The organism is Pantoea sp. ICBG 828 (genome assembly GCF_002928355.1).
Lineage (GTDB): Bacteria > Pseudomonadota > Gammaproteobacteria > Enterobacterales > Enterobacteriaceae > Pantoea > Pantoea dispersa.
This window is the reverse complement of sequence record NZ_POWN01000016.1, coordinates 1-19,431: the sequence shown is the minus strand read 5'-3', so window position 1 is coordinate 19,431 and position 19,431 is coordinate 1. Positions and strand designations below refer to the sequence as shown.

The 19,431-nt window shown below is 58.2% G+C and carries 17 protein-coding genes; 8 read left to right on the top strand and 9 right to left on the bottom strand.

Annotated elements, in window-relative coordinates; all coding sequences use genetic code 11:
- Positions 1-117: 117 nt before the first annotated feature.
- Positions 118-1,302 (bottom strand): NAD(P)/FAD-dependent oxidoreductase, encoded by a 1,185-nt coding sequence (locus C1Y43_RS22865; RefSeq protein ID WP_072209711.1) that lies wholly within the window; start codon positions 1,300-1,302, stop codon positions 118-120.
- A 240-nt stretch (positions 1,303-1,542) separates the two neighbouring features.
- Here C1Y43_RS22865 and pitA point away from each other — a divergent pair, with 240 nt between their 5' ends.
- Positions 1,543-3,042 (top strand): inorganic phosphate transporter PitA, encoded by a 1,500-nt coding sequence (pitA, locus tag C1Y43_RS22860; RefSeq protein WP_021508108.1) that lies wholly within the window; start codon positions 1,543-1,545, stop codon positions 3,040-3,042.
- Positions 3,043-3,120: 78 nt separating this feature from the next.
- On the opposite strand, the gene uspB is transcribed toward pitA, so the two are convergent.
- Entirely contained in the window at positions 3,121-3,456 is a 336-nt protein-coding gene (uspB, locus tag C1Y43_RS22855; protein ID WP_010618665.1) for a universal stress protein UspB, read from the bottom strand.
- Between the two features lie 422 nt (positions 3,457-3,878).
- Here uspB and uspA point away from each other — a divergent pair, with 422 nt between their 5' ends.
- Entirely contained in the window at positions 3,879-4,316 is a 438-nt protein-coding gene (uspA, locus tag C1Y43_RS22850; RefSeq protein WP_021508107.1) for a universal stress protein UspA, read from the top strand.
- 224 nt (positions 4,317-4,540) lie between these two features.
- Here uspA and rsmJ read toward each other — a convergent pair whose 3' ends face one another.
- The 4 genes from rsmJ to C1Y43_RS24020 form a co-directional block, all read right to left on the bottom strand.
- On the bottom strand, positions 4,541-5,305 hold the full coding sequence (gene rsmJ / locus C1Y43_RS22845) for a 16S rRNA (guanine(1516)-N(2))-methyltransferase RsmJ (RefSeq protein WP_058770936.1): 765 nt from the start codon (positions 5,303-5,305) through the stop codon (positions 4,541-4,543).
- A gap of 8 nt (positions 5,306-5,313) precedes the next feature.
- The gene (gene prlC, locus C1Y43_RS22840) at positions 5,314-7,356 is read right to left on the bottom strand and encodes an oligopeptidase A (protein WP_104189813.1); all 2,043 of its coding nucleotides are present in this window, start codon (positions 7,354-7,356) and stop codon (positions 5,314-5,316) included.
- Between the two features lie 216 nt (positions 7,357-7,572).
- Entirely contained in the window at positions 7,573-9,285 is a 1,713-nt protein-coding gene (locus C1Y43_RS22835) for a hypothetical protein (RefSeq protein WP_104189811.1), read from the bottom strand.
- A 132-nt stretch (positions 9,286-9,417) separates the two neighbouring features.
- On the bottom strand, positions 9,418-9,867 hold the full coding sequence (locus tag C1Y43_RS24020; protein WP_021508101.1) for a hypothetical protein: 450 nt from the start codon (positions 9,865-9,867) through the stop codon (positions 9,418-9,420).
- A 336-nt stretch (positions 9,868-10,203) separates the two neighbouring features.
- Between C1Y43_RS24020 and C1Y43_RS22825 the strand changes: the two genes are divergently transcribed.
- Positions 10,204-11,046: a 23S rRNA (adenine(2030)-N(6))-methyltransferase RlmJ gene (locus C1Y43_RS22825; RefSeq protein ID WP_021508100.1), complete on the top strand. Its 843-nt coding sequence runs from the start codon at positions 10,204-10,206 to the stop codon at positions 11,044-11,046.
- 3 nt (positions 11,047-11,049) lie between these two features.
- Here C1Y43_RS22825 and rnz read toward each other — a convergent pair whose 3' ends face one another.
- Positions 11,050-11,961: a ribonuclease Z gene (gene rnz, locus C1Y43_RS22820; protein ID WP_021508099.1), complete on the bottom strand. Its 912-nt coding sequence runs from the start codon at positions 11,959-11,961 to the stop codon at positions 11,050-11,052.
- Positions 11,962-12,091: 130 nt separating this feature from the next.
- Between rnz and gorA the strand changes: the two genes are divergently transcribed.
- The 3 genes from gorA (at position 12,092) to C1Y43_RS22805 (ending at position 15,392) form a co-directional block, all read left to right on the top strand.
- Complete coding sequence (gene gorA / locus C1Y43_RS22815; RefSeq protein ID WP_021508098.1) at positions 12,092-13,444, top strand: glutathione-disulfide reductase; 1,353 nt, start codon at positions 12,092-12,094, stop codon at positions 13,442-13,444.
- 141 nt (positions 13,445-13,585) lie between these two features.
- Positions 13,586-14,518, top strand: a complete 933-nt coding sequence (locus C1Y43_RS22810) for a nucleoside recognition domain-containing protein (RefSeq protein WP_031279810.1) — start codon at positions 13,586-13,588, stop codon at positions 14,516-14,518.
- Positions 14,519-14,588: 70 nt separating this feature from the next.
- On the top strand, positions 14,589-15,392 hold the full coding sequence (locus C1Y43_RS22805) for a hypothetical protein (RefSeq protein WP_059012346.1): 804 nt from the start codon (positions 14,589-14,591) through the stop codon (positions 15,390-15,392).
- A gap of 95 nt (positions 15,393-15,487) precedes the next feature.
- On the opposite strand, the gene C1Y43_RS22800 is transcribed toward C1Y43_RS22805, so the two are convergent.
- The gene (locus C1Y43_RS22800; RefSeq protein WP_104094181.1) at positions 15,488-16,309 is read right to left on the bottom strand and encodes an SDR family oxidoreductase; all 822 of its coding nucleotides are present in this window, start codon (positions 16,307-16,309) and stop codon (positions 15,488-15,490) included.
- Between the two features lie 95 nt (positions 16,310-16,404).
- Here C1Y43_RS22800 and C1Y43_RS22795 point away from each other — a divergent pair, with 95 nt between their 5' ends.
- Positions 16,405-17,307 (top strand): LysR substrate-binding domain-containing protein, encoded by a 903-nt coding sequence (locus C1Y43_RS22795; protein WP_104189809.1) that lies wholly within the window; start codon positions 16,405-16,407, stop codon positions 17,305-17,307.
- Between the two features lies 1 nt (position 17,308).
- Here C1Y43_RS22795 and C1Y43_RS22790 read toward each other — a convergent pair whose 3' ends face one another.
- On the bottom strand, positions 17,309-17,950 hold the full coding sequence (locus tag C1Y43_RS22790; RefSeq protein WP_021508093.1) for a hydrolase: 642 nt from the start codon (positions 17,948-17,950) through the stop codon (positions 17,309-17,311).
- A 253-nt stretch (positions 17,951-18,203) separates the two neighbouring features.
- On the opposite strand from C1Y43_RS22790, the gene C1Y43_RS22785 reads away from it, so the two are divergent.
- A complete protein-coding gene (locus C1Y43_RS22785) occupies positions 18,204-19,121 on the top strand; it encodes a bestrophin family protein (RefSeq protein ID WP_031279808.1) in 918 nt (305 codons plus the stop codon).
- Positions 19,122-19,431 lie beyond the last annotated feature (310 nt).

Genomic DNA, 19,431 nt, shown 5'->3' with positions numbered 1-19,431 from the left:
CGATGACACCCTGGCGCACCAGCCAGCTCCCTTTCCCCTACCAGCACCAGCCAGTTCCCTCTCCCGCTTGCGGGAGAGGGTTAGGGTGAGGGAAAAAACCACTCTGAATTCAAACCATTAAACCGCCTGCGCGCACGCCCACGCTGAGCTCCACGCCCACTGGAAATTGTAGCCGCCGAGCCAGCCCGTCACGTCCACCACTTCGCCGATGAAATAGAGCCCTGGCACGTCGCGCGCTTCCATGGTCTTTGACGACAGCTGCGTGGTATCCACGCCGCCCAGCGTCACTTCGGCGGTGCGATAGCCTTCGGTGCCGTTTGGCTGCACGCGCCACTGGTGCAGCGTGGTCACCAGCTCGCTCTGCTGCTTGCTGTTAAGCTGCTTCAGCGTCACGTCGGGAATCTGCTGCAGCTCCTGCAATACTTCCACCAGCCGCTTTGGCAGGATCTTCGCCAGGCTATTTTTCAGGCTGAGGTTGGGATGCGCCGCACGCTGCACGTCGATAAAATCGTCCAACGCGGTCTCCGGCGACAGGTTGACGGTGACAAACTCGCCCGGCTGCCAGTAGCTGGAGATCTGCAGTACCGCCGGACCGGACAGGCCGCGGTGGGTAAACAGCATCGCCTCTTTAAACAGCGTGCCGTCCTGAGCGGTGATGGTGGTCGGCAGCGCCACGCCGGAAAGCGTGTTCAGCTGCTCCAGCAGCGGCTTATGCAGCGTAAATGGCACCAGCGCGGCGCGCGTCGGATGGACGCGCAGCCCAAACTGTTCCGCCACCTTATAACCGAACGGTGTTGCCCCCAGTCCCGGCATCGACAGACCACCGCTGGCGATCACCAGCTTGTCCGCGCGAACCGCCGAGCCATTCAGCTGCAGCGTATAACCGTCGTCGTCGCGCGCCACGCTCAGCACTTCGCTGCGCAGTCGCAGCGTCACCTGGCCGGCTTCACACTCCTTCAGCAGCAGATCAACAATCTGCTGCGCCGAATCATCGCAGAACAGCTGGCCAAGAGTTTTCTCGTGCCAGGCGATGCCGTGACGATTAACCAGATCGATGAAATCCCACTGGGTGTAGCGCGCCAGCGCCGATTTGCAGAAGTGCGGATTATGCGACAGATACGCCGCCGGTTCGGTGTACAGATTAGTGAAGTTGCAGCGGCCGCCGCCGGACATCAGGATTTTACGCCCTGCCTTCTTGCCGTTATCCAGCAGCAGCACGCGACGGCCCAATTGCCCGGCCTGCGCCGCGCAGAACATGCCGGCCGCGCCTGCACCAATGATGATAACGTCAAACTTTTCCACTGTCTTAACCCACCTGATTTAAAGGCGCTGATTGTAGAGATCTGCGGCTTTTCGCGCCAGCGACAAAAAATTGCCGTAAATGTGTCATATTGTAACTTGCTCATTTTGCGGTCTTTTTGCCATTAATTACCTGCCGGATGACAAATTTAAGACAAAAAAGAGCTATATTTTTCTTTCCCATAGCGCACGTTGTCGCAGATAATGCGCCGCGTTCATGTCCTCCAAAATGGCGTAACGTTTATGCTACATCTGTTTGCTGGTCTTGACCTAAGCACCGGCCTGTTATTGGTTCTTGCTCTGCTGTTTGTGTTGTTTTACGAAGCAATCAACGGCTTTCACGACACTGCCAACGCGGTCGCTACAGTCATTTACACCCGTGCGATGCGGGCGCAACTGGCGGTTGTGATGGCCGGTGTGTTCAACTTCTTAGGTGTGCTGCTCGGCGGTTTGAGCGTGGCCTATGCCATCGTGCATATGCTGCCAACCGATTTGCTGTTGAATGTCGGTTCGGCGCATGGGCTCGCCATGGTGTTCTCCATGTTGCTGGCGGCGATTATCTGGAACCTCGGTACCTGGTATCTCGGCTTACCGGCGTCCAGTTCGCACACGCTGATCGGCGCCATCATCGGTATTGGTCTCACCAATGCGCTGATGACCGGCACGTCGGTGGTGGATGCGCTGAACCTGCCGAAAGTCATCAATATTTTCCTCTCCCTGATTCTGTCGCCGATCGTTGGTCTGATCATTGCGGGTGGCCTGATTTTCCTGCTGCGTCGCTACTGGAGCAGCACCAAAAAACGGGCTCGCATCCACATGACGCCCGCTGACCGCGAAAAGATCGACGGCAAGAAAAAGCCGCCGTTCTGGACGCGTATCGCGCTGATTGTCTCCGCCATTGGCGTGAGCTATTCGCACGGTGCCAACGACGGTCAGAAAGGCATCGGCCTGATCATGCTGGTGCTGATTGGCGTCGCGCCGGCGGGCTTTGTGGTGAATATGAATGCCTCCGGTTATGACATCACCCGTACGCGCGATGCGGTGAACCATCTGGAGCAGTATTACCAGCAGCACGGCCAGTCGCTGACGCACATCGTGCAGATGGCGCCACCGGCGGTGCCGACGCCGGAAGAGTCGCTCGGCGGCCCGCAGGAGTTCCATTGTGATAGCTCCCGTGCGCTCGATGCGATTAACCGTGCGCAGGGTCTGCTGGGTAACCTGCAGAGCTACAGCGATCTCACGCCTGACCAGCGCGGTCAGATGCGTCGTCTGCTGCTGTGCATCTCCGACACCGCGGACAAAGCCGCTAAGCTGCCGGAGACCAGCGCCGACGATAAGCGCTTCCTCAATAAGCTGAAAGGCGATCTGCTCGGCACCATCGAGTATGCGCCGGTATGGATTATCGTGGCGGTCGCGCTGGCGCTCGGCATCGGTACCATGATTGGCTGGCGCCGCGTGGCGACCACCATCGGCGAGAAGATCGGTAAAAAAGGCATGACGTATGCGCAGGGCATGTCGGCCCAGGTAACGGCGGCGGTGTCGATTGGTATCGCCAGCTACACCGGGATGCCGGTTTCGACCACGCACATTCTGTCATCGTCGGTTGCCGGTACCATGCTGGTAGATGGCGGCGGTCTGCAAAGCCGCACCATCAAAAATATCGCGATGGCCTGGGTATTCACCCTGCCGGTGTGTATTTTGCTGTCTGGCTCGCTGTACTGGATTGCGCTGAAGCTGATTTAACGCTTCAGCGTTGCAGGGTTCTGTCGTAGTGCGTTGCGAATACAACACAGCGCGCCGCGACAGAACCCGCTCCCCCTCTCAGTGCCAAATCGCTAAGGCGATCAGGCTCACCACCACCAGAAAACACAGCCCGCTGGTCAGAACAAACTGACCGCGCACCCGCTCGCAGCGACGAATAAATTCATCGTCGTGATGATCGCGATAGCGTTTCTCCCAGATATAGCGCACCAGCCGCACCTGCTTGCTCGGCTGACCGTGGGACGTAAAGAAACCGGCACCATCAACATACTGATACAGCAACGGATCGCACCCGCGCAGCACCGCCAGCAGTGAGCGCAACGATGAGAAGTAACGCGCCATATTCACCAGACAAACCACACACAGAGCCCAAAAAAGCGCGATAGTGCTGATCATGTTCCCCTCCCGGCTGGAGCCGCAATGACGTTACCTGCAGCGGGGAAAAGCTGCAGACGCCCCACGGGAAATAAGCCAGCCACAGATGAATCGAATTGCATTGTTGTTATGCGGACCTGAGCGCGCTACCCGGACGGGAGTGGCCCTCATTTTCAGTGTAGGAGATCTGTTTAAATTTTTTCCAGCGATGATTTTCGTTCAGCGCGAGCGAAAAAAGCGATAACCCATGATCTGACTCACAGCCGGGCTTCGGTTTGCAGCATTTGCTACCTACTCTGGCTATACTCGGGATATAACAATTATTCGCCTGCGTGGCTGACATTGTGGTTGGTGGCGCTTCATCGCCGTTACGCGCAAAGGATTACGCCAGCCGAACGGCAGAAATTCGGGTTGCCCCAGAATCTTGAGAAAGGAGTTTTATCATGGCTTATAAACACATCCTGATTGCAGTAGACCTTTCCCCGGAAAGCCAGTTACTGGTTGATAAAGCGGTATCACTGGCCCGTCCTTATGATGCAAAAATCTCGCTGATTCACGTTGACGTGAACTATTCAGATCTCTACACCGGGCTGATTGACGTCAACCTCGGCGACATGCAGAAGCGTATTTCGGAAGAGACACATACCGCGCTGCGCGAGCTCTCCACCAACGCCGGTTACCCGATTAGCGAAACCCTGAGCGGCAGCGGCGATCTCGGCCAGGTGCTGGTGGACGCGATTAAAAAATACGATGTCGATTTGGTGGTGTGCGGACACCATCAGGATTTCTGGAGCAAGCTGATGTCGTCAGCGCGCCAGCTGATCAATACCGTGCATATCGATATGCTGATTGTGCCGCTGCGCGATGAGGAAGAGGAATAACCGCGAGGCGTGGGGTCGCCGGGACCGGATTCGGTCGCCCTCAATGGCGACCCTGCAGGGATACGGTGCGATTCGGTCGCCATGAATGGCGACCCTACAGGATACGGTGCGATTCGGTCGCCATGAATGGCGAACCTGCAGGATACGGTGCGATTCGGTCACCATCAATGGCGAACCTGCAATGAACATTAACGCTGTAGGGTCGGCATTAATGCCGACCTGTTTTATTGCCGCACCGCCTGAACCAACGGCGGATAAATATCGAAACGGTGGCTTTTGGTCACCACCGCCGATTGGGTGGCGACGCCGGCCAGCGGCGGTGCGTAATCCGGGCGCTTCACCACGATGCGCTTCTTCGCCAGACGGCGCGCCGGTTCGAGCAGCGCATCGGCATCCTCGTCCGGCCCCACCAGCGACTGAAACACCCGCATCTCCTTCTTCACCAGCGCGCTTTTCTGCCGGTGCGGATACATCGGGTCGAGATACACCACGTCCGGTGCCGGCGTGATATCACTCAGCGCCTGCTGGCTGACCACATGCAGCAGCGTCAGCCGCTCGCGCAGCCAGCCGCCGATCTCCGCATCTTCATAACCACGCCGCAAACCATCTTCCAGCAGCGCCGCGACCACCGGATGACGCTCCAGCATACGCACGCGACAGCCCAGCGCGGCCAGCACAAAGGCATCACGTCCCAGCCCCGCCGTCGCATCCACCACGTCGGGCAGATAATCCCCTTTGATGCCCACCGCTTTCGCCACCGCTTCGCCGCGTCCGCCGCCAAATTTGCGCCGGTGCGCCATCGCGCCGGAAACGAAATCGACAAAGATGCCACCGAGCTTCGGCTCGTCCACTTTACGCAGCTCCAGATGCTGCGCTGTCAGCACCAGCGCCAGCGTGGCGCTGTCGTCCTGCTCCAGCCCCCAGCGCTGCGCCAAATGTAATAAGGCGCCGTCTCCGGCGCCTGTTTCATCCACTAAACCGATCTTCACAAGCAGGCTTATCCCTGAATTCCGTAGTGTTCCAGCATCGCATCCAGCTGCGGTTCACGGCCGCGGAAGCGCTTGAACAGCTCCATCGGCTCTTCGGAACCGCCGCGCGTCAGGATGTTGTCGAGGAACGACTGACCGGTCTGACGGTTGAAGATGCCCTCTTCTTCGAAGCGCGAATAGGCATCGGCAGCCAGCACGTCGGCCCACAGATAGCTGTAGTAACCCGCCGCGTAGCCACCGGCAAACACGTGGCTGAAGGCGTGCGGGAAGCGGCCCCACTCCGGACTCGGCACCACGGCAACCTGCTTTTTCACTTCACGCAGGGTTTCGAGGATTTGCGCGCCCTGCGCCGGATCGAACTCGGTGTGCAGACGGAAATCGAACAGGCCGAACTCCAGCTGACGCAAAATGAACAGCGCCGCCTGATAGTTCTTCGCCGCCAGCATTTTATCCAGCAGCGCTTTCGGCAGCGGCTCACCGGTTTCGTAATGGCCGGAGATGAACGCCAGCGCTTCCGGCTCCCAGCACCAGTTTTCCATAAACTGGCTCGGCAGCTCGACCGCATCCCAAGGCACGCCGTTGATGCCGGATACGCCCGGCGCTTCGATGCGCGTCAGCATGTGGTGCAGGCCGTGGCCGAACTCGTGGAACAGTGTGGTCACTTCATCGTGAGTGAACAGCGCCGGTTTGCCCTGTACCGGGCGATTGAAGTTACAGGTCAGGTACGCCACCGGCTTCTGCAGACTGCCATCGGCTTTGCGCATCTGCCCGACGCAGTCATCCATCCACGCGCCGCCGCGCTTGTGCTCGCGCGCGTAAAGGTCGAGGTAGAAGCTGCCACGCAGCTCGCCGCTCTCGTCGTACAGGTCGAAGAAACGCACGTCCGGATGATAAACATCCACGTCGGTACGCTCTTTGGCGGTGATGCCATAAATGCGCTTCACCACTTCAAACAGGCCGTTCACCGCGCGTGATTCCGGGAAGTACGGACGCAGCTGTTCGTCGCTGATGGTGTACAGATGCTGCTTCTGCTTCTCGCCGTAATAGGTGAGATCCCACGGATTCATGTCATCCACGCCAAACTCTTTTTTGGCGAAGGCACGCAGCTGCGCCAGCTCTTTTTCACCCTGCGGGCGCGCGCGTTTGGCGAGGTCGTTCAGGAAGTCGATCACCTGAGACGGGCTTTCCGCCATTTTGGTTGCCAGCGATTTGTCGGCGAACGAGTCAAAGCCCAGCAGCTCGGCCAGCTCGTGGCGCAGCGCCAGCTCTTCCGCCATGATCGGGCCGTTGTCCCATTTACCGGCGTTCGGGCCCTGATCGGAGGCACGGGTGGAATAGGCGCGATACATCTCTTCACGCAGCGCGGCGTTATCGCAGTAGGTCATCACCGGCAGATAGCTCGGGATATCCAGCGTCAGCAGCCAGCCTTCCTGCTGTTTGGCTTCCGCCTGCGCTTTGGCCGCGGCCAGTGCGCTCTCCGGCATGCCCGCCAGCTCGGCTTCGTCGGTGATCAGTTTGCTCCAGCCCATGGTGGCGTCCAGCACGTTGTTGCTGTAAGCCGATCCCAGCTCGGAGAGGCGCGCGGCGATCTCGCCATAGCGTTTCTGTTTCTGTTTATCGAGGCCGATACCGGACAGCTCAAAGTCGCGCAGGCTGTTATCCACCGCTTTCTTCTGCGCGGTATCCAGCTGTGCGTAGCTCTCGCCCTCACGCAGGTTGCGATACGCCTGATACAGGCCTTCGTGCTGGCCCACCCAGGTGCTGTATTCGGACAGCAGCGGCAGCGTCTGCTCGTAGGCTTCGCGCAGTTCCGGGCTGTTTTTTACCGAGTTGAGATGGCTGACCGGCGAGAAGATGCGGCCCAGTCGATCGTCCACTTCCGCCAGTGGCTGGACTAAATTTTCCCAGGTGTAAGGCGCGCCCTGCGCCACTACGCGCTCCACCGCCGCGCGACAGTCGTTCAGCGCTTCAGTTACAGCGGGAACCACGTGCTCAGGTTTGATGGCGGAAAAAGGCGGTAGCGTAAAAGGCGTGAGTAACGGATTGGTCATAAGCGCAGTCCTTTCATCATGGAGTGGGGCCGCGCGCAGGGGCGCGGCGCAATTTTACTAACATGCGGCCAGACGAGGGGAAAATCAATGCCACCCGCAAGGGCAGAGAGAAAAACGCGCGATGAATCGCGCCGCTACAATAAGTGCACGTATCGGTAGCGGCACGATTTATCGCGCAATGTTGAAAAAAAAGCCCGCCAGACGGCGGGCCAGAGGTTATTTGATGGCCAGCTGATAATGGATCACATCATACGGCGCAACCCACGGTGGCAGCGGCTCGCGCTCGTAAATATCTTTCGCCAGCGCCCAGCCTTCCACTGCGCCGCCTTTACCGGTCAGTGACATGCCCTCCTGCAACAGTGGCGGCAGGCTGTCGTTGAACGGCACCTGATCGTGCGAAAAATCATTGATTACCTTGCCGCTCAGGGTGGTAACGCGGACGCTGACCGCCGCCTGCTGGTCCGGCAGCAGTTTGCCTTTCACGCTTTTCACCGCAAACCACTGCATGCCGAGATCTTTCTTCAGCGCTTTACGCTTCGCCACTTTCTTGTCCAGCTGCGCGTAACCTTTTTCAATCAGTGCGTTCAGTCCTTTGCCAATGGAGGCCTGCATAGTGGCGTAACGGCGCGCCATCTCTTCGCCATCAAGCAGCGAATCACCGCTTTGCAGCTGGGTGGTTAAGCCGGCAATCAGCTGATCCATACTGATGCTGAGGCCGATGTCTTTGACCATCTGCAGCTGCACCACCGCATTGCTGGCGATGAACTGACCCAGCGTGTAGCCATCGCGTTCGGCATCGCTCTTCGGGGCAGAAAGTTTCGGCGCGGCGGCCGGTTGCTGCTTCGCCGCCTCCAGTTCCCGCGTCAGCTGCGCCAGGTTGTGCGCCTGCTGCTGTTTTTCGCTATCCAGCGCGGCGAGTTGTTTTTCACGCTCGGCCTGCTGCGTCTGCAGCGCGGCGAGTTGTTTTTCACGCTCGGCCTGCTGCGTCTGCAGCGCGGCCAGTTTTTGGGCGCTCTCAGCCTGTTGTGCGCTGAGCTGCTGCTTGCTTTCAGCCTGTAATGCCGCCAGCTTTTTGTCGCTCTCCGCCTGCTGGGCGCTGAGCTGCTTTTTGCTCTCTGCCTGCAGCGCCGCCAGTGCCTTGTCGTTTTCCGCTTTCAGCGCTTTAAGCGCATCGGCGCTCTGGGTGGCCGCCGCGCGCGCGTCGCTGAGCTGCTTCGTCAACTGGGCGATGCCGGCACTTTGCTGCTGCTGTGCCTCTTTCAGCGCCTGCTGCAGCGTGGCGATGTTTTTCTCCTGCTGCTGCTTCTCCACGCTGAGCGCTGCCAGTTTTTTATCGTTCCCGGCCTGCTGGGCGCTGAGCTGCTTTTTGCTCTCAGCCTGCAACGCCGCCAGCGCCTTGTCGTTTTCCGCTTTCAACGCTTTAAGCGCATCGGCGCTCTGGGTGGCCGCCGCGCGCGCGTCGCTGAGCTGTTTCGTCAGCTGGGCACTGCCGGCGCTTTGCTGCTGCTGTGCCTCTTTCAGCGCCTGCTGCAGCGTGGCGATGTTTTTCTCCTGCTGCTGCTTCTCCGCGCTGAGCGCTGCCAGTTTTTTGTCGCTGGCAGCCAGCTGCGCCTTTAACGCATCGTCCGCTTTCACCGCAGGTGCCGCAGACAGCTTTTCGAGTTCCGCCACGCGGAGGCGCAGACGCGTCAGTTCCGCACTGTGATCGGGCGCTGTTGCGGCTTTTTTCTCTGCCTTGCTGACGGTTTTCGCCGCCGGTTTAGCGGCCGGTTTTGCAGGTGGCTGTGGTTTTGCTGCCGGTGCCGGCGGCAGGGTGCGCGCTGCTTCGCTGAACGCGCGCAGCATGTCATCATCAGCCGCTGACGCGGCCTGTCCGGGTAGCAGTAAGGCCGCGCTAATCAGCACCGCCAGCAGATGACGCTGTGTCATCAAAACCTCCAGTCGCGGCTCCTTGCCGCTAAGAAACAAAAGGCCTCATCTCAATATGTTAATTGAGATGAAGCCATCCACCGCGCGAGGTTGTCGCGCTGTTAAAAAAGGGGTCGGCTTACGCCGTTATTGTTAACCGGCCTGGCGAATAATCAGCTGTGACAGACGGGTTTTAATGCGGAAGCACAGTTCACGGATCTGGAACTGATAGCGCGGCATGACTAAATCGTTAATATCCGCGCCGATCGAATCTTTAATCTGCAGATATTTGTTGGTCTGCGCGCCAATTTTCTGGAATTCCGCCTGGTAGCTGTCATAAGACGCCTGGCTGTAGAGACGCATCGCATCCAGCTCTTTACGGCACTGCTGAATGTTGCTGGCGCGATCGTCAGCGAACGAGGCAGCGGCCGGCTGAGCTGGCGCTTCGGTTACAAACGGCTGGCCGTCAGGCCGTGCAGCGGATTCAGCCATCGGCTGAGCGTCGGCGGCGGGCGGCGTTACCAGGCTATGAACAGGCTGTTGTTTCGCGCAGCCGGCCAGTGCCAGCAGGCTTGCCACCGCGATACCAGTCATTTTTTTCATTATTGTCACCAGGAGTTATTAAGGATGCTTGAAGCAAAAAATTATACGGCCATGGCCGAAAAGTTTCCTTGCCAGAGACGCATTCCTGGCATTTCGCTCGCGACCGCTTCGTTTTCGGCTACTAACTTACTTAATCTGCGGTAAAATTTCGAGAGTCGAATTATCCCTAAGTGAAATTAGTTCTCTACCAGACCGGTCGCATTCCGCTAAAGCGACCCGGGCGCTGAAAACTTAAGCGGATGGTAAAACGTCAGCAATTTTTATGCGGCGCGGCTATAATCGCGCCACACACGATCTATTCGACTTCATTGATCCAACCGCGGACCCCTCTTTTTTATGCTGAGTTATCGCCACAGTTTTCATGCCGGCAACCACGCCGACGTGCTGAAACACACCGTTGAAAGCCTGATCCTCACCGCCCTGATGGAGAAGGAGAAACCTTTCCTCTATCTGGACACCCACGCCGGTGCCGGACGTTACCAGCTGAGCGGTGAGCACGCCGAACGTACCGGCGAATATCTGGAAGGCATTGCGCGTATCTGGCAGCAGCCGGACGCACCAGCGCTGCTGAAGCCCTATCTGGCGGCGATTCGCAACCTCAACCCAACCGGCACGCTGCGCTATTACCCTGGCTCGCCGCTGATCGCCCGCCATCTGCTGCGCGACGAGGATAAGCTGCAGCTCACCGAACTGCATCCGACCGATTACCCGCTGCTGCGCAGTGAGTTCAGTAAAGATGCGCGCGCCCGCGTTGAACGCGCGGATGGTTATCAGCAGTTGAAGGCCAAACTGCCGCCACCGACTCGTCGCGGTCTGATCCTTATCGACCCGCCGTACGAAATGAAAAGCGATTATCAGGATGTGGTGAAAGGCATTCAGGAAGGTCACAAACGTTTCGCCACCGGCGTCTATGCGCTGTGGTATCCGGTGGTGTTGCGCCAGCAGATCAAGCACATGCTGAAGGATCTGGAAGCCACCGGCATCCGCAATATTCTGCAGATCGAGCTGGCAGTGCGTCCGGACAGCGATCAGCGCGGCATGACTGCGTCCGGGATGATTGTCATCAACCCGCCGTGGAAGCTGAAAGCGCAGATGGAAGAGCTGCTGCCGTGGCTGCACCAGAAACTGGTGCCCGCCGGCACCGGTCACTACAGCGTGACGCAAATCGTGCCGGAATAAGCGCTACACCTCAAATATCGCAAAATCATGCGCCAGTTCGGTGGCCGGAAAAACCGACTGGCACTCTGCCAGCAGCCTTTCCCGATCCTGCGACAAATAGCGCGAGCTAAAGTGCGTAGCGATCATGCGTTTTGCGCCAGCGCGCTGTGCCACGCTGGCCGCCTGCACCGTAGTGGAGTGGCCGCGCCCGTTGGCTTTTTCCGCCATCGCCGCTTCCAGCGTGGTTTCATGCACCATCACATCGGCGTTCGCCGCCAGCTGCAACGCCACCTCGGTGGGGCCGGTATCGCCGAAGATCGCCAGCACTTTGCCTTTGGTGGACGGGCCAAGATAGTCGGCGCCGTTGATCTCGCGGCCATCTTCCAGCGTGATGCGTTTGCCCTGTTTCAGATCCTGATACCACGGGCCGCGCGGCACACCTTCCGCCTTCAGGCGCGGTGCGTCAAGGAAGCCCGGCTTATCATGCTGTTCGATGCGGTAGCCATAGCACTCAACCACGTGGTTTAGCGCATAAGCAGTGACGCGAAACTCACCGTTATCCAGCACCAGACCGGCTTCGATCTCGACAATCTCCAGCGGATAGCCGGTATAAGAGCCACTCAGGCTGAGCGCAGTCTCGACAAACTGGCGCAATCCTTTCGGACCGTACAGCGTCATCGGCTCGGTCAGGCCCGCCATCGAACGGCTGGTGAGCAGACCCGGCAGGCCAAAGATGTGATCGCCATGCAAATGGGTAATAAAGATTTTTTCCAGCTTGCCGGGCTTAAGCGCCGATCGCATAAACTGATGCTGCGTCGCTTCGCCACAGTCGAACAGCCAGGTCTCGCCGCGCTTCGACAGCGTCAGCGCAATGGCCGTGACGTTGCGCTGCAGGCTGGGCGCGCCCGCGCCGGTACCAAGAAATGTCAGGTGCATGATAAGTTCCTTTAAGCCAACCCCTTGCCGGCATTCAACCCTATTACATACATAGGTGCAAACTTTGCGCCGGTAACTGAAGCGGCGTTACACTCTATGCCAGTTTTCCTCCAACAGATGGACACAACGGATGACCAGACATTTTGATTACCTCGCCATTGGCGGCGGCAGCGGCGGTATCGCCTCCATTAACCGTGCGGCGATGTATGGCCAGAAGTGCGCGCTGATCGAAGCGAAAGAGCTGGGCGGCACTTGCGTCAACGTCGGCTGTGTACCGAAGAAAGTGATGTGGCATGCGGCACAAATCGCCGAAGCAATTCACCTGTACGGTCCGGATTACGGCTTTGATACCACCGTTAATCGCTTTGACTGGTCAACGCTGGTGAAAAATCGCAGCGCCTACATCGACCGTATCCACACCTCGTACGACAACGTGCTGGGTAAAAACAAGGTGGAAGTGATCAAAGGATTCGCGCGCTTTGTCGATGCCCACACGGTGGAAGTGAACGGCGAGACCATTACTGCCGACCATATACTGATCGCCACCGGCGGTCGTCCCAGCCATCCGCAGGTGCCGGGCGCAGAGTACGGCATCGATTCCGACGGCTTCTTTGAGCTGGACGCGCTGCCAAAACGCGTTGCGGTGGTAGGCGCAGGCTATATTGCGGTAGAGCTGGCCGGCGTGGTGAATGCGCTGGGCGCAGAAACTCACCTGTTTGTGCGTCAGCATGCGCCGCTGCGCAGCTTCGACCCGCTGATTGTTGAAACGCTGGTTGAAGTGATGCAGGCGGAAGGTCCGACGCTGCACACCGAATCGATCCCGAAAGCGGTGATCAGGAATGCTGACGGCAGCCTGACGCTGCAGCTGGAAAACGGCCAGCAGCAGACGGTGGATTGCCTGGTGTGGGCGATTGGCCGCGAGCCCGCCACCGATAACCTCAACCTGGCGGTGACCGGTGTGGCGCTGAATGACAAAGGCTACATTCAGGTCGACAAGTTCCAGAACACCAACGTCAAAGGCATCTATGCGGTGGGTGATAACACCGGTGCGGTCGAGCTGACGCCGGTGGCCGTGGCGGCAGGCCGTCGCCTGTCCGAACGCCTGTTTAATAACAAGCCGGACGAGCATCTCGACTACAGCAACGTTCCCACCGTGGTGTTCAGCCATCCGCCGATTGGCACCGTCGGTCTGACCGAACCGCAGGCGCGTGAGCAGTATGGCGACGACCAGGTAAAAGTGTACAAATCGTCGTTCACCGCCATGTATACCGCGGTGACCCAGCACCGTCAGCCGTGCCGCATGAAGCTGGTATGCGTGGGGCCGGAAGAGAAGATTGTGGGTATTCACGGTATCGGCAACGGCATGGATGAGATGCTGCAGGGCTTTGCGGTGGCGCTGAAGATGGGCGCCACCAAAAAAGACTTCGACAACACCGTGGCGATTCACCCGACGGCGGCGGAAGAGTTCGTCACCATGCGCTAACACCGCCTCCGCGCCATCATCGCAGCCCCCGCCTGGGGGCTTTTTTGTTTGCTGACTACTCAACAGCGCGCATACCCGCTATGATTTTTGCTTTGCTGGCCCGGCGGCCAGCGTTTTGCGGTAACGGGACGACGTCAGCACGTGAATATCATCAGCATAATTATGGAGTCGGGCAAAGCTGCGGTCGACGTCGCGCTTTACACCCTGATTCCCATCATGGTGGTGATGCTATTCATCATGAAATACCTCGAAGTGAAAGGCGTGCTGGATTTTGTCGTGCGCCACGCCACGCCGTTACTGAAGCCGCTGGGGATTACCGGCCTGGCGCTGTTCGCACTCATCCAGTTGAATTTTGTCAGTTTTGCCGCACCGCTCGCCGCGCTGGCGATCATGGAGAAGCGCGGCACTTCAGACCGCCATATGGCGGCCACGCTGGCGATGCTGTTTGCGATGGGCCAGGCCAACGCCTTTTATCCGCTGATTCCTGACGGGCTCAACTGGAGCGCCGCGCTGCTGTTCTCCATCAGCGGCGGCGTGCTGGCGGCCGCCTCAACCTATCATTTTTTTGCCCGCAAACTTTCCGACGTCGCGCTGCGCGATGAAGACCAGGGCGTGGAGAACAGCGACACGAAGCCGGGACTGATCGCCATCATCAACACCTCGGGTGCCGACGCCATTCGCCTCGCGCTCGGTTCGCTGCCGATGCTGATCCTTTCCTTGTCGGTAGTGGGCATCCTGAAGAGTGCCGGCGCCATTGAGCTGCTGACGCAGCTGCTGGCACCGCTGTTACACAAACTGCATATCGCCGAGGTGTATGTGCTGCCTGCGCTGACCAAATGCCTGGCCGGCGGTACCGCCTATTACGGCGTGGTTGCCGGACTGGTCGAACAGGGGCAGTACAGTGCGCACAACATCAACGCCGCGGCAGGCCTGCTGATTCAGACCTTCGACCTGCCCGGCATCGGCATTTTCCTCGGGCTCTCCAGCCGTTTTCCGCGCCTGTTCCGCTTCGCCGTGCCCGGCATTTTGCTCGGCATTGCGCTGCGCGCCACGGCGCACAGCCTGCTGTTCTGATGCCCAACGCTTAATATCGACGTGATTCAGGCCGCTTTGAAAACGGCCATCCCGACTCACGTAGCGAAAAATGACAATATTACATCCAGAGCAGCTCAGGCTTATTGAAGGTAACAAATTTCTCGGTAAAGAACCGACACTCATCAATAGCCAGATTAATTTTCATGGTAAGAACAATATTCTGATATGTGAGGAGGGCGTAGTCCTGCAGGATTCCGTAGTGGATTTTCGGGCGGATAATTCAATCATTTATTTGAGCCAAAGTGCGATACCCTACATCGTTAAAATAATTGCATTCTCAAATTCGGTCTGCTTCATCGGCAGACATAATTACTTCAATGAAAAGTTAACGCTGATTCTCTCAGAAGAAAAAAATATCATCATTGGCAATCATTGTTGTCTCTCCTTTGGTATCTGGATGCGAACCGCCGATCCTCATCTGATATATAACATTGCGGATAATCAGCGCATCAATCATTCCCGTAGCATTTATATCGGCGATCACGTGTGGATCGGACAAAACGCGATGATTTTAAAAGGTTCCTCGATCCACTCCGGCAGCGTAATTGGTGCCATGAGTCTGGTGGCGGGGAAAACGATACACTCCAATAGCTGCTGGGGCGGGAACCCAGTGAGAATGCTTAAAGAGAATATTGCCTGGTCCGGAGAAAGCGTTCATCACTGGACAGAAGCGACAACGCGTGCCTGGAACATGTGCGATACCGAACCAATGCAGTTTAACCATGACGACCATGTATTAAATATTGCGGTGATTGAACAGGGGTTTAAAAATGCCCGCAATGTTGTTGATAAATGCCAATATCTATTGAAGCATATCGTTAAAAACGAAAATAAAAATCGTTTTTATGGTTAAGGTAAATAAAAGAGACAACGATGTCAGCCAGTCCGTGTTAACCAGCCGCAGACCGCCATTAATAACGGTCTGCGCAACCAGGTTACACGGCAAAGTTACGCATCCGCGCCAAACGCCAGCGCTCTCTGCGCGCGCAGTTCTGCCAGCCGGGCTTCCAGCGCGGCTTCGATGTGCTGATAGGCCGTGCTGCCCAGCGCCAGCCGCAGCGGCATCGTTTCCTGATCCAGCGTCGCCAGCGTGGCCGCCACGCATTTTCCGGCATCACCCAATATAGCAAAGTCACCCGCTTCAATCGCCCGACGGAACTGACCGGATGCGTTATCACGATAGGCGTCGAGCGGCGCGGCGATATCCAGCCCGCTGGCGAAGTTAGTGACGGTCGGGCCCGGCTCCACCAGCAGCAGCTCGATGCCAAAGCTGGCGACTTCCTGGCGCACCGCTTCGACAAAACCTTCAATGCCCCATTTGCTGGCGTGATACAGGCTGAAATTGGGATACGCCACCTGGCCGCCTTCGGACGAGATCTGCGCAATGCGGCCACCGCCCTGCTGGCGCAAATGCGGGATGACGGCGCGAATCAGCTGGATCGATCCGGTGAGATTGGTGGCGATCTGGCGTGCAATCTGCGCGTCGCTGAGCTCTTCCGCCGCGCCAAACAGACCGTAAGCGGCGTTGCTTACCACCACATCAATACGCCCGACGCGGGCAAAGGCGCTGGCGATGGCCGGTGCGATACTGGCCGTTTCGGCCAGATCCAGCCGCATCACCAGCAGCCGATCGCCATATTGCTGCTGCAAATCGGCCAGCGCCTGCTCGCGGCGCACCGTTGCCACCACGCGATCGCCGCGCTCAAGTAAACGTTCACTCATCAGTCGGCCCAGTCCGCTGCTGGCACCGGTAATTAACCAGGTTTTCATTTTGCGCTCCTCATGTTGAAAACCTGATGATAGATCGCTTTACTGGTGGTCATAATCTCCCCAATCGCACATGACCTGGTGAGGAAATACCACCAATGAAACGCCCCTCCTGGCACGAACTGCAGGCGATCAAAACGCTGGGCGAGCAGCGCAGCTTTCGGCGCGCCGCCGAGCTGCTTGGCCTGAAGCGCTCTTCGCTCAGCCACCTGGTGAAAACGCTGGAGCACAACCTCGGCGTGCAGTTGTTTCAGCGCACCACACGCAGCGTGTCGCTGACCGACGCCGGTGAGCAGCTATTACAGCGCCTCGCGCCGCTGCTCAATCAGATGGATGAGGTGCTGCACGACGTCAGCCTGAGCCGCCAGCAGCAGTACGGTACGCTGCGCATCAGCGCCAGCGATGTGGTGATTGGCCTGCTGCTGGATCAGGTGGTGCCCGAGTTCAGCGCGCGCTACCCCGGCATCCAGCTTGATTTCTCCGCCCAGGGCGCGCTGGTGGATATCACCGCCGCCGGGTTTGATGCCGGCATCCGGCTGATTGAGGATGTGCCGCAGGATATGGTGGCTATTGCGCTCGGCGGCCCGCTGACCTTCGTTACCGTGGCCTCGCCCGACTATCTGGCGGTGCACGCGCCGGTGCGTCAGCCGCAGGATTTACTGCAGCAGCAGTGTATTCGTCATCGCCTGCCCGGGGGCAAACGCTATCGCTGGGAGTATCAGAGTGCGGAAGAAAGTCTGGAGATTGACGTGCCGGGTACGCTGACGTTAGACAATAACGCGCTGATGGCGCGCGCGGCCATCAACGGTTCAGGCATTGCGTTCGTGCCTTCACTGTACGTTAGCGAGGCACTGCAGCAGGGGAAATTAGTGGAGCTGCTGGCCGACTGGCGCATTCAGTCGGCGGGAATCGCGCTGTGGTTCCCGCCGAACCGGCATCAGTCGATGGCGCTGCGGCTGTTTATCGACGCATTGAAAACCCGCCTGCCGCACCACCGCTGAATCAGCCCTGACGCTGCGGCGCTTTGTGCACCATGGTGTAGGCGTAGTCGACGCCCATGCCGTAGGCACCGCTGTGCTCACGCACCAGATCCATCACCGCATCGTAGGTCTCTTTGCGTGACCAGTCGCGCTGGTACTCCAGCAGCACCTGCTGCCAGGTCACCGGCACCGCACCCGCCTGCACCATGCGCTGCACGGAACGTTCGTGCGCATCAACACTGGTGCCGCCGGAGGTATCGGTCACCACATACACTTCGTAACCGGCTTTCAGCGCCATCAGGGCCGGGAAGGTCAGGCACACTTCGGTCCACAGCGCCGAGATGATCAGTTTTTTGCGGCCGGTTTTCTCTACCGCCTCGACAAATTTCGCGTCTTCCCAGGAGTTCATGGAGGTACGCTCAATCGGCTTCGATTCCGGATGCACCGCCAGCAGTTCTGGCCAGATGTAGCCGCTGAAGCTTTCCGTTTCTACCGAGGTGTAAATCACCGGCACGTCGAAAATTTTCCCCGCTTTCGCCAGGGCGACGGTGTTATTTTTGAGCTGCTGGCGGTCAATATTGGCGACACCAAACGCCATCTGTGGCTGGTGGTCGATGAAGATCAGGGTTGAGTTCTGTGGGTCAAGCAGGTCGAGTTTAGACATGATAGTTTCCTCTAAAGTGGTTTTAAATTTGTGTGTTGTGCTGCTGGAATAAACTTTAGAGAAAGCGCGGACAAAGAGATAACGCAAAGAATTTTACAACTTGTTCAAAGCGTTTTTAGAAGATTGATTTAAATGGATTAATTCACTCAAGCGCAGCGTTTTTGCTGGTAAAACAGTGGCTCACCAACGTTGATTCTGCGCCTGCGACGGGCGTAATCTGTGGCGACAAAATCATAAAAAACACCATCGCAAAATGATCGTACGTCCTCATCAACACTGGTTTCTCCGGTTGTTTGACTGGCACGGCTCTGTGCTGTCTCGCATTGCGTTCCGCCTGTCGCTTAACCTGCTGATGTCAGTGATCGCCATACTGGGTTATCCCTGGTATTCCACGCTCGGCATTCACCTGACCACCGCACCATTCAGCCTGATTGGCGTGTCGATCGCCATCTTTCTTGGCTTTCGCAATAATGCCAGCTACGCGCGCTTTATCGAGGCGCGCACGCTGTGGGGCAATATGCACATTACTCAGCGCTCGCTGCTGCGCCAGGTGAAAACGCTGCGCGGACTGCGTGCGGAACAGGTGCAGGAGTTTATCGGGCTGCAGCTGGCGTTTAGCTGGAGCCTGAAACACCGGCTGCGTAAAACCGATGCCCAGGCCGATCTGCAGCGGCTGCTGCCGCCCGCGTGGCACGCCGCGGTGCTCGGCCATCCGATGCCGACCTCGCAAATCATGTTATGCATGGGCGAATGGCTGGCGCAGCGGCGTGATGAGGGTTTAGTGACGGATATCGTCTGGCAGAGTATTGATGACAACCTTAACCATCTGTCGGCGTATCTGGGTGGCTGCGACCGGCTGGCCAGCACACCGATTCCCTTCGCCTACAGCCTGATTCTGCACCGCACGGTGTATCTGTTCTGCACCCTGCTGCCGTTCGCGCTGGTGGCGGATTTGCACCTGATGACGCCGCTGGTGTCGGTGTTTATTTCGTATACCTTTTTGTCACTGGAGTCGCTGGCGGAGGAGCTGGAAGATCCGTTCGGCACCGCGCCCAATCACCTGCCGCTGGACGCGCTGTGCGTGAATATCGAACGCAATCTGAAAGCGATGAACAACGATTTCCCGCTGCCGGCAGCGAGCCAGCCGGACAGGTATTTTAATCTGACGTGACGGCACGGGCTGATTCAATCGCCATGCCCGCTGAGCGCACCGCATCGTAGCGGCGCGATTTATTGCGCTAATCCGACCGCTGCACCGCTGTTTTCTTGCGCAATAAATCGCGCCGCTACGGTTTGTGCGGAAGGTTATTACAGCGCCGTTGCAAGCGCTCCTGGATTGGGACCGGTATTTTAATCTGACGTGACGGCACGGGCTGATTCAATCGCCATGCTCGCTGAGCGCACCGCATCGTAGCGGCGCGATTTATCGCGCTAATCCGACCGCTGCGCCGCTGTTTTTTGCGCAATAAATTGCGCCGCTA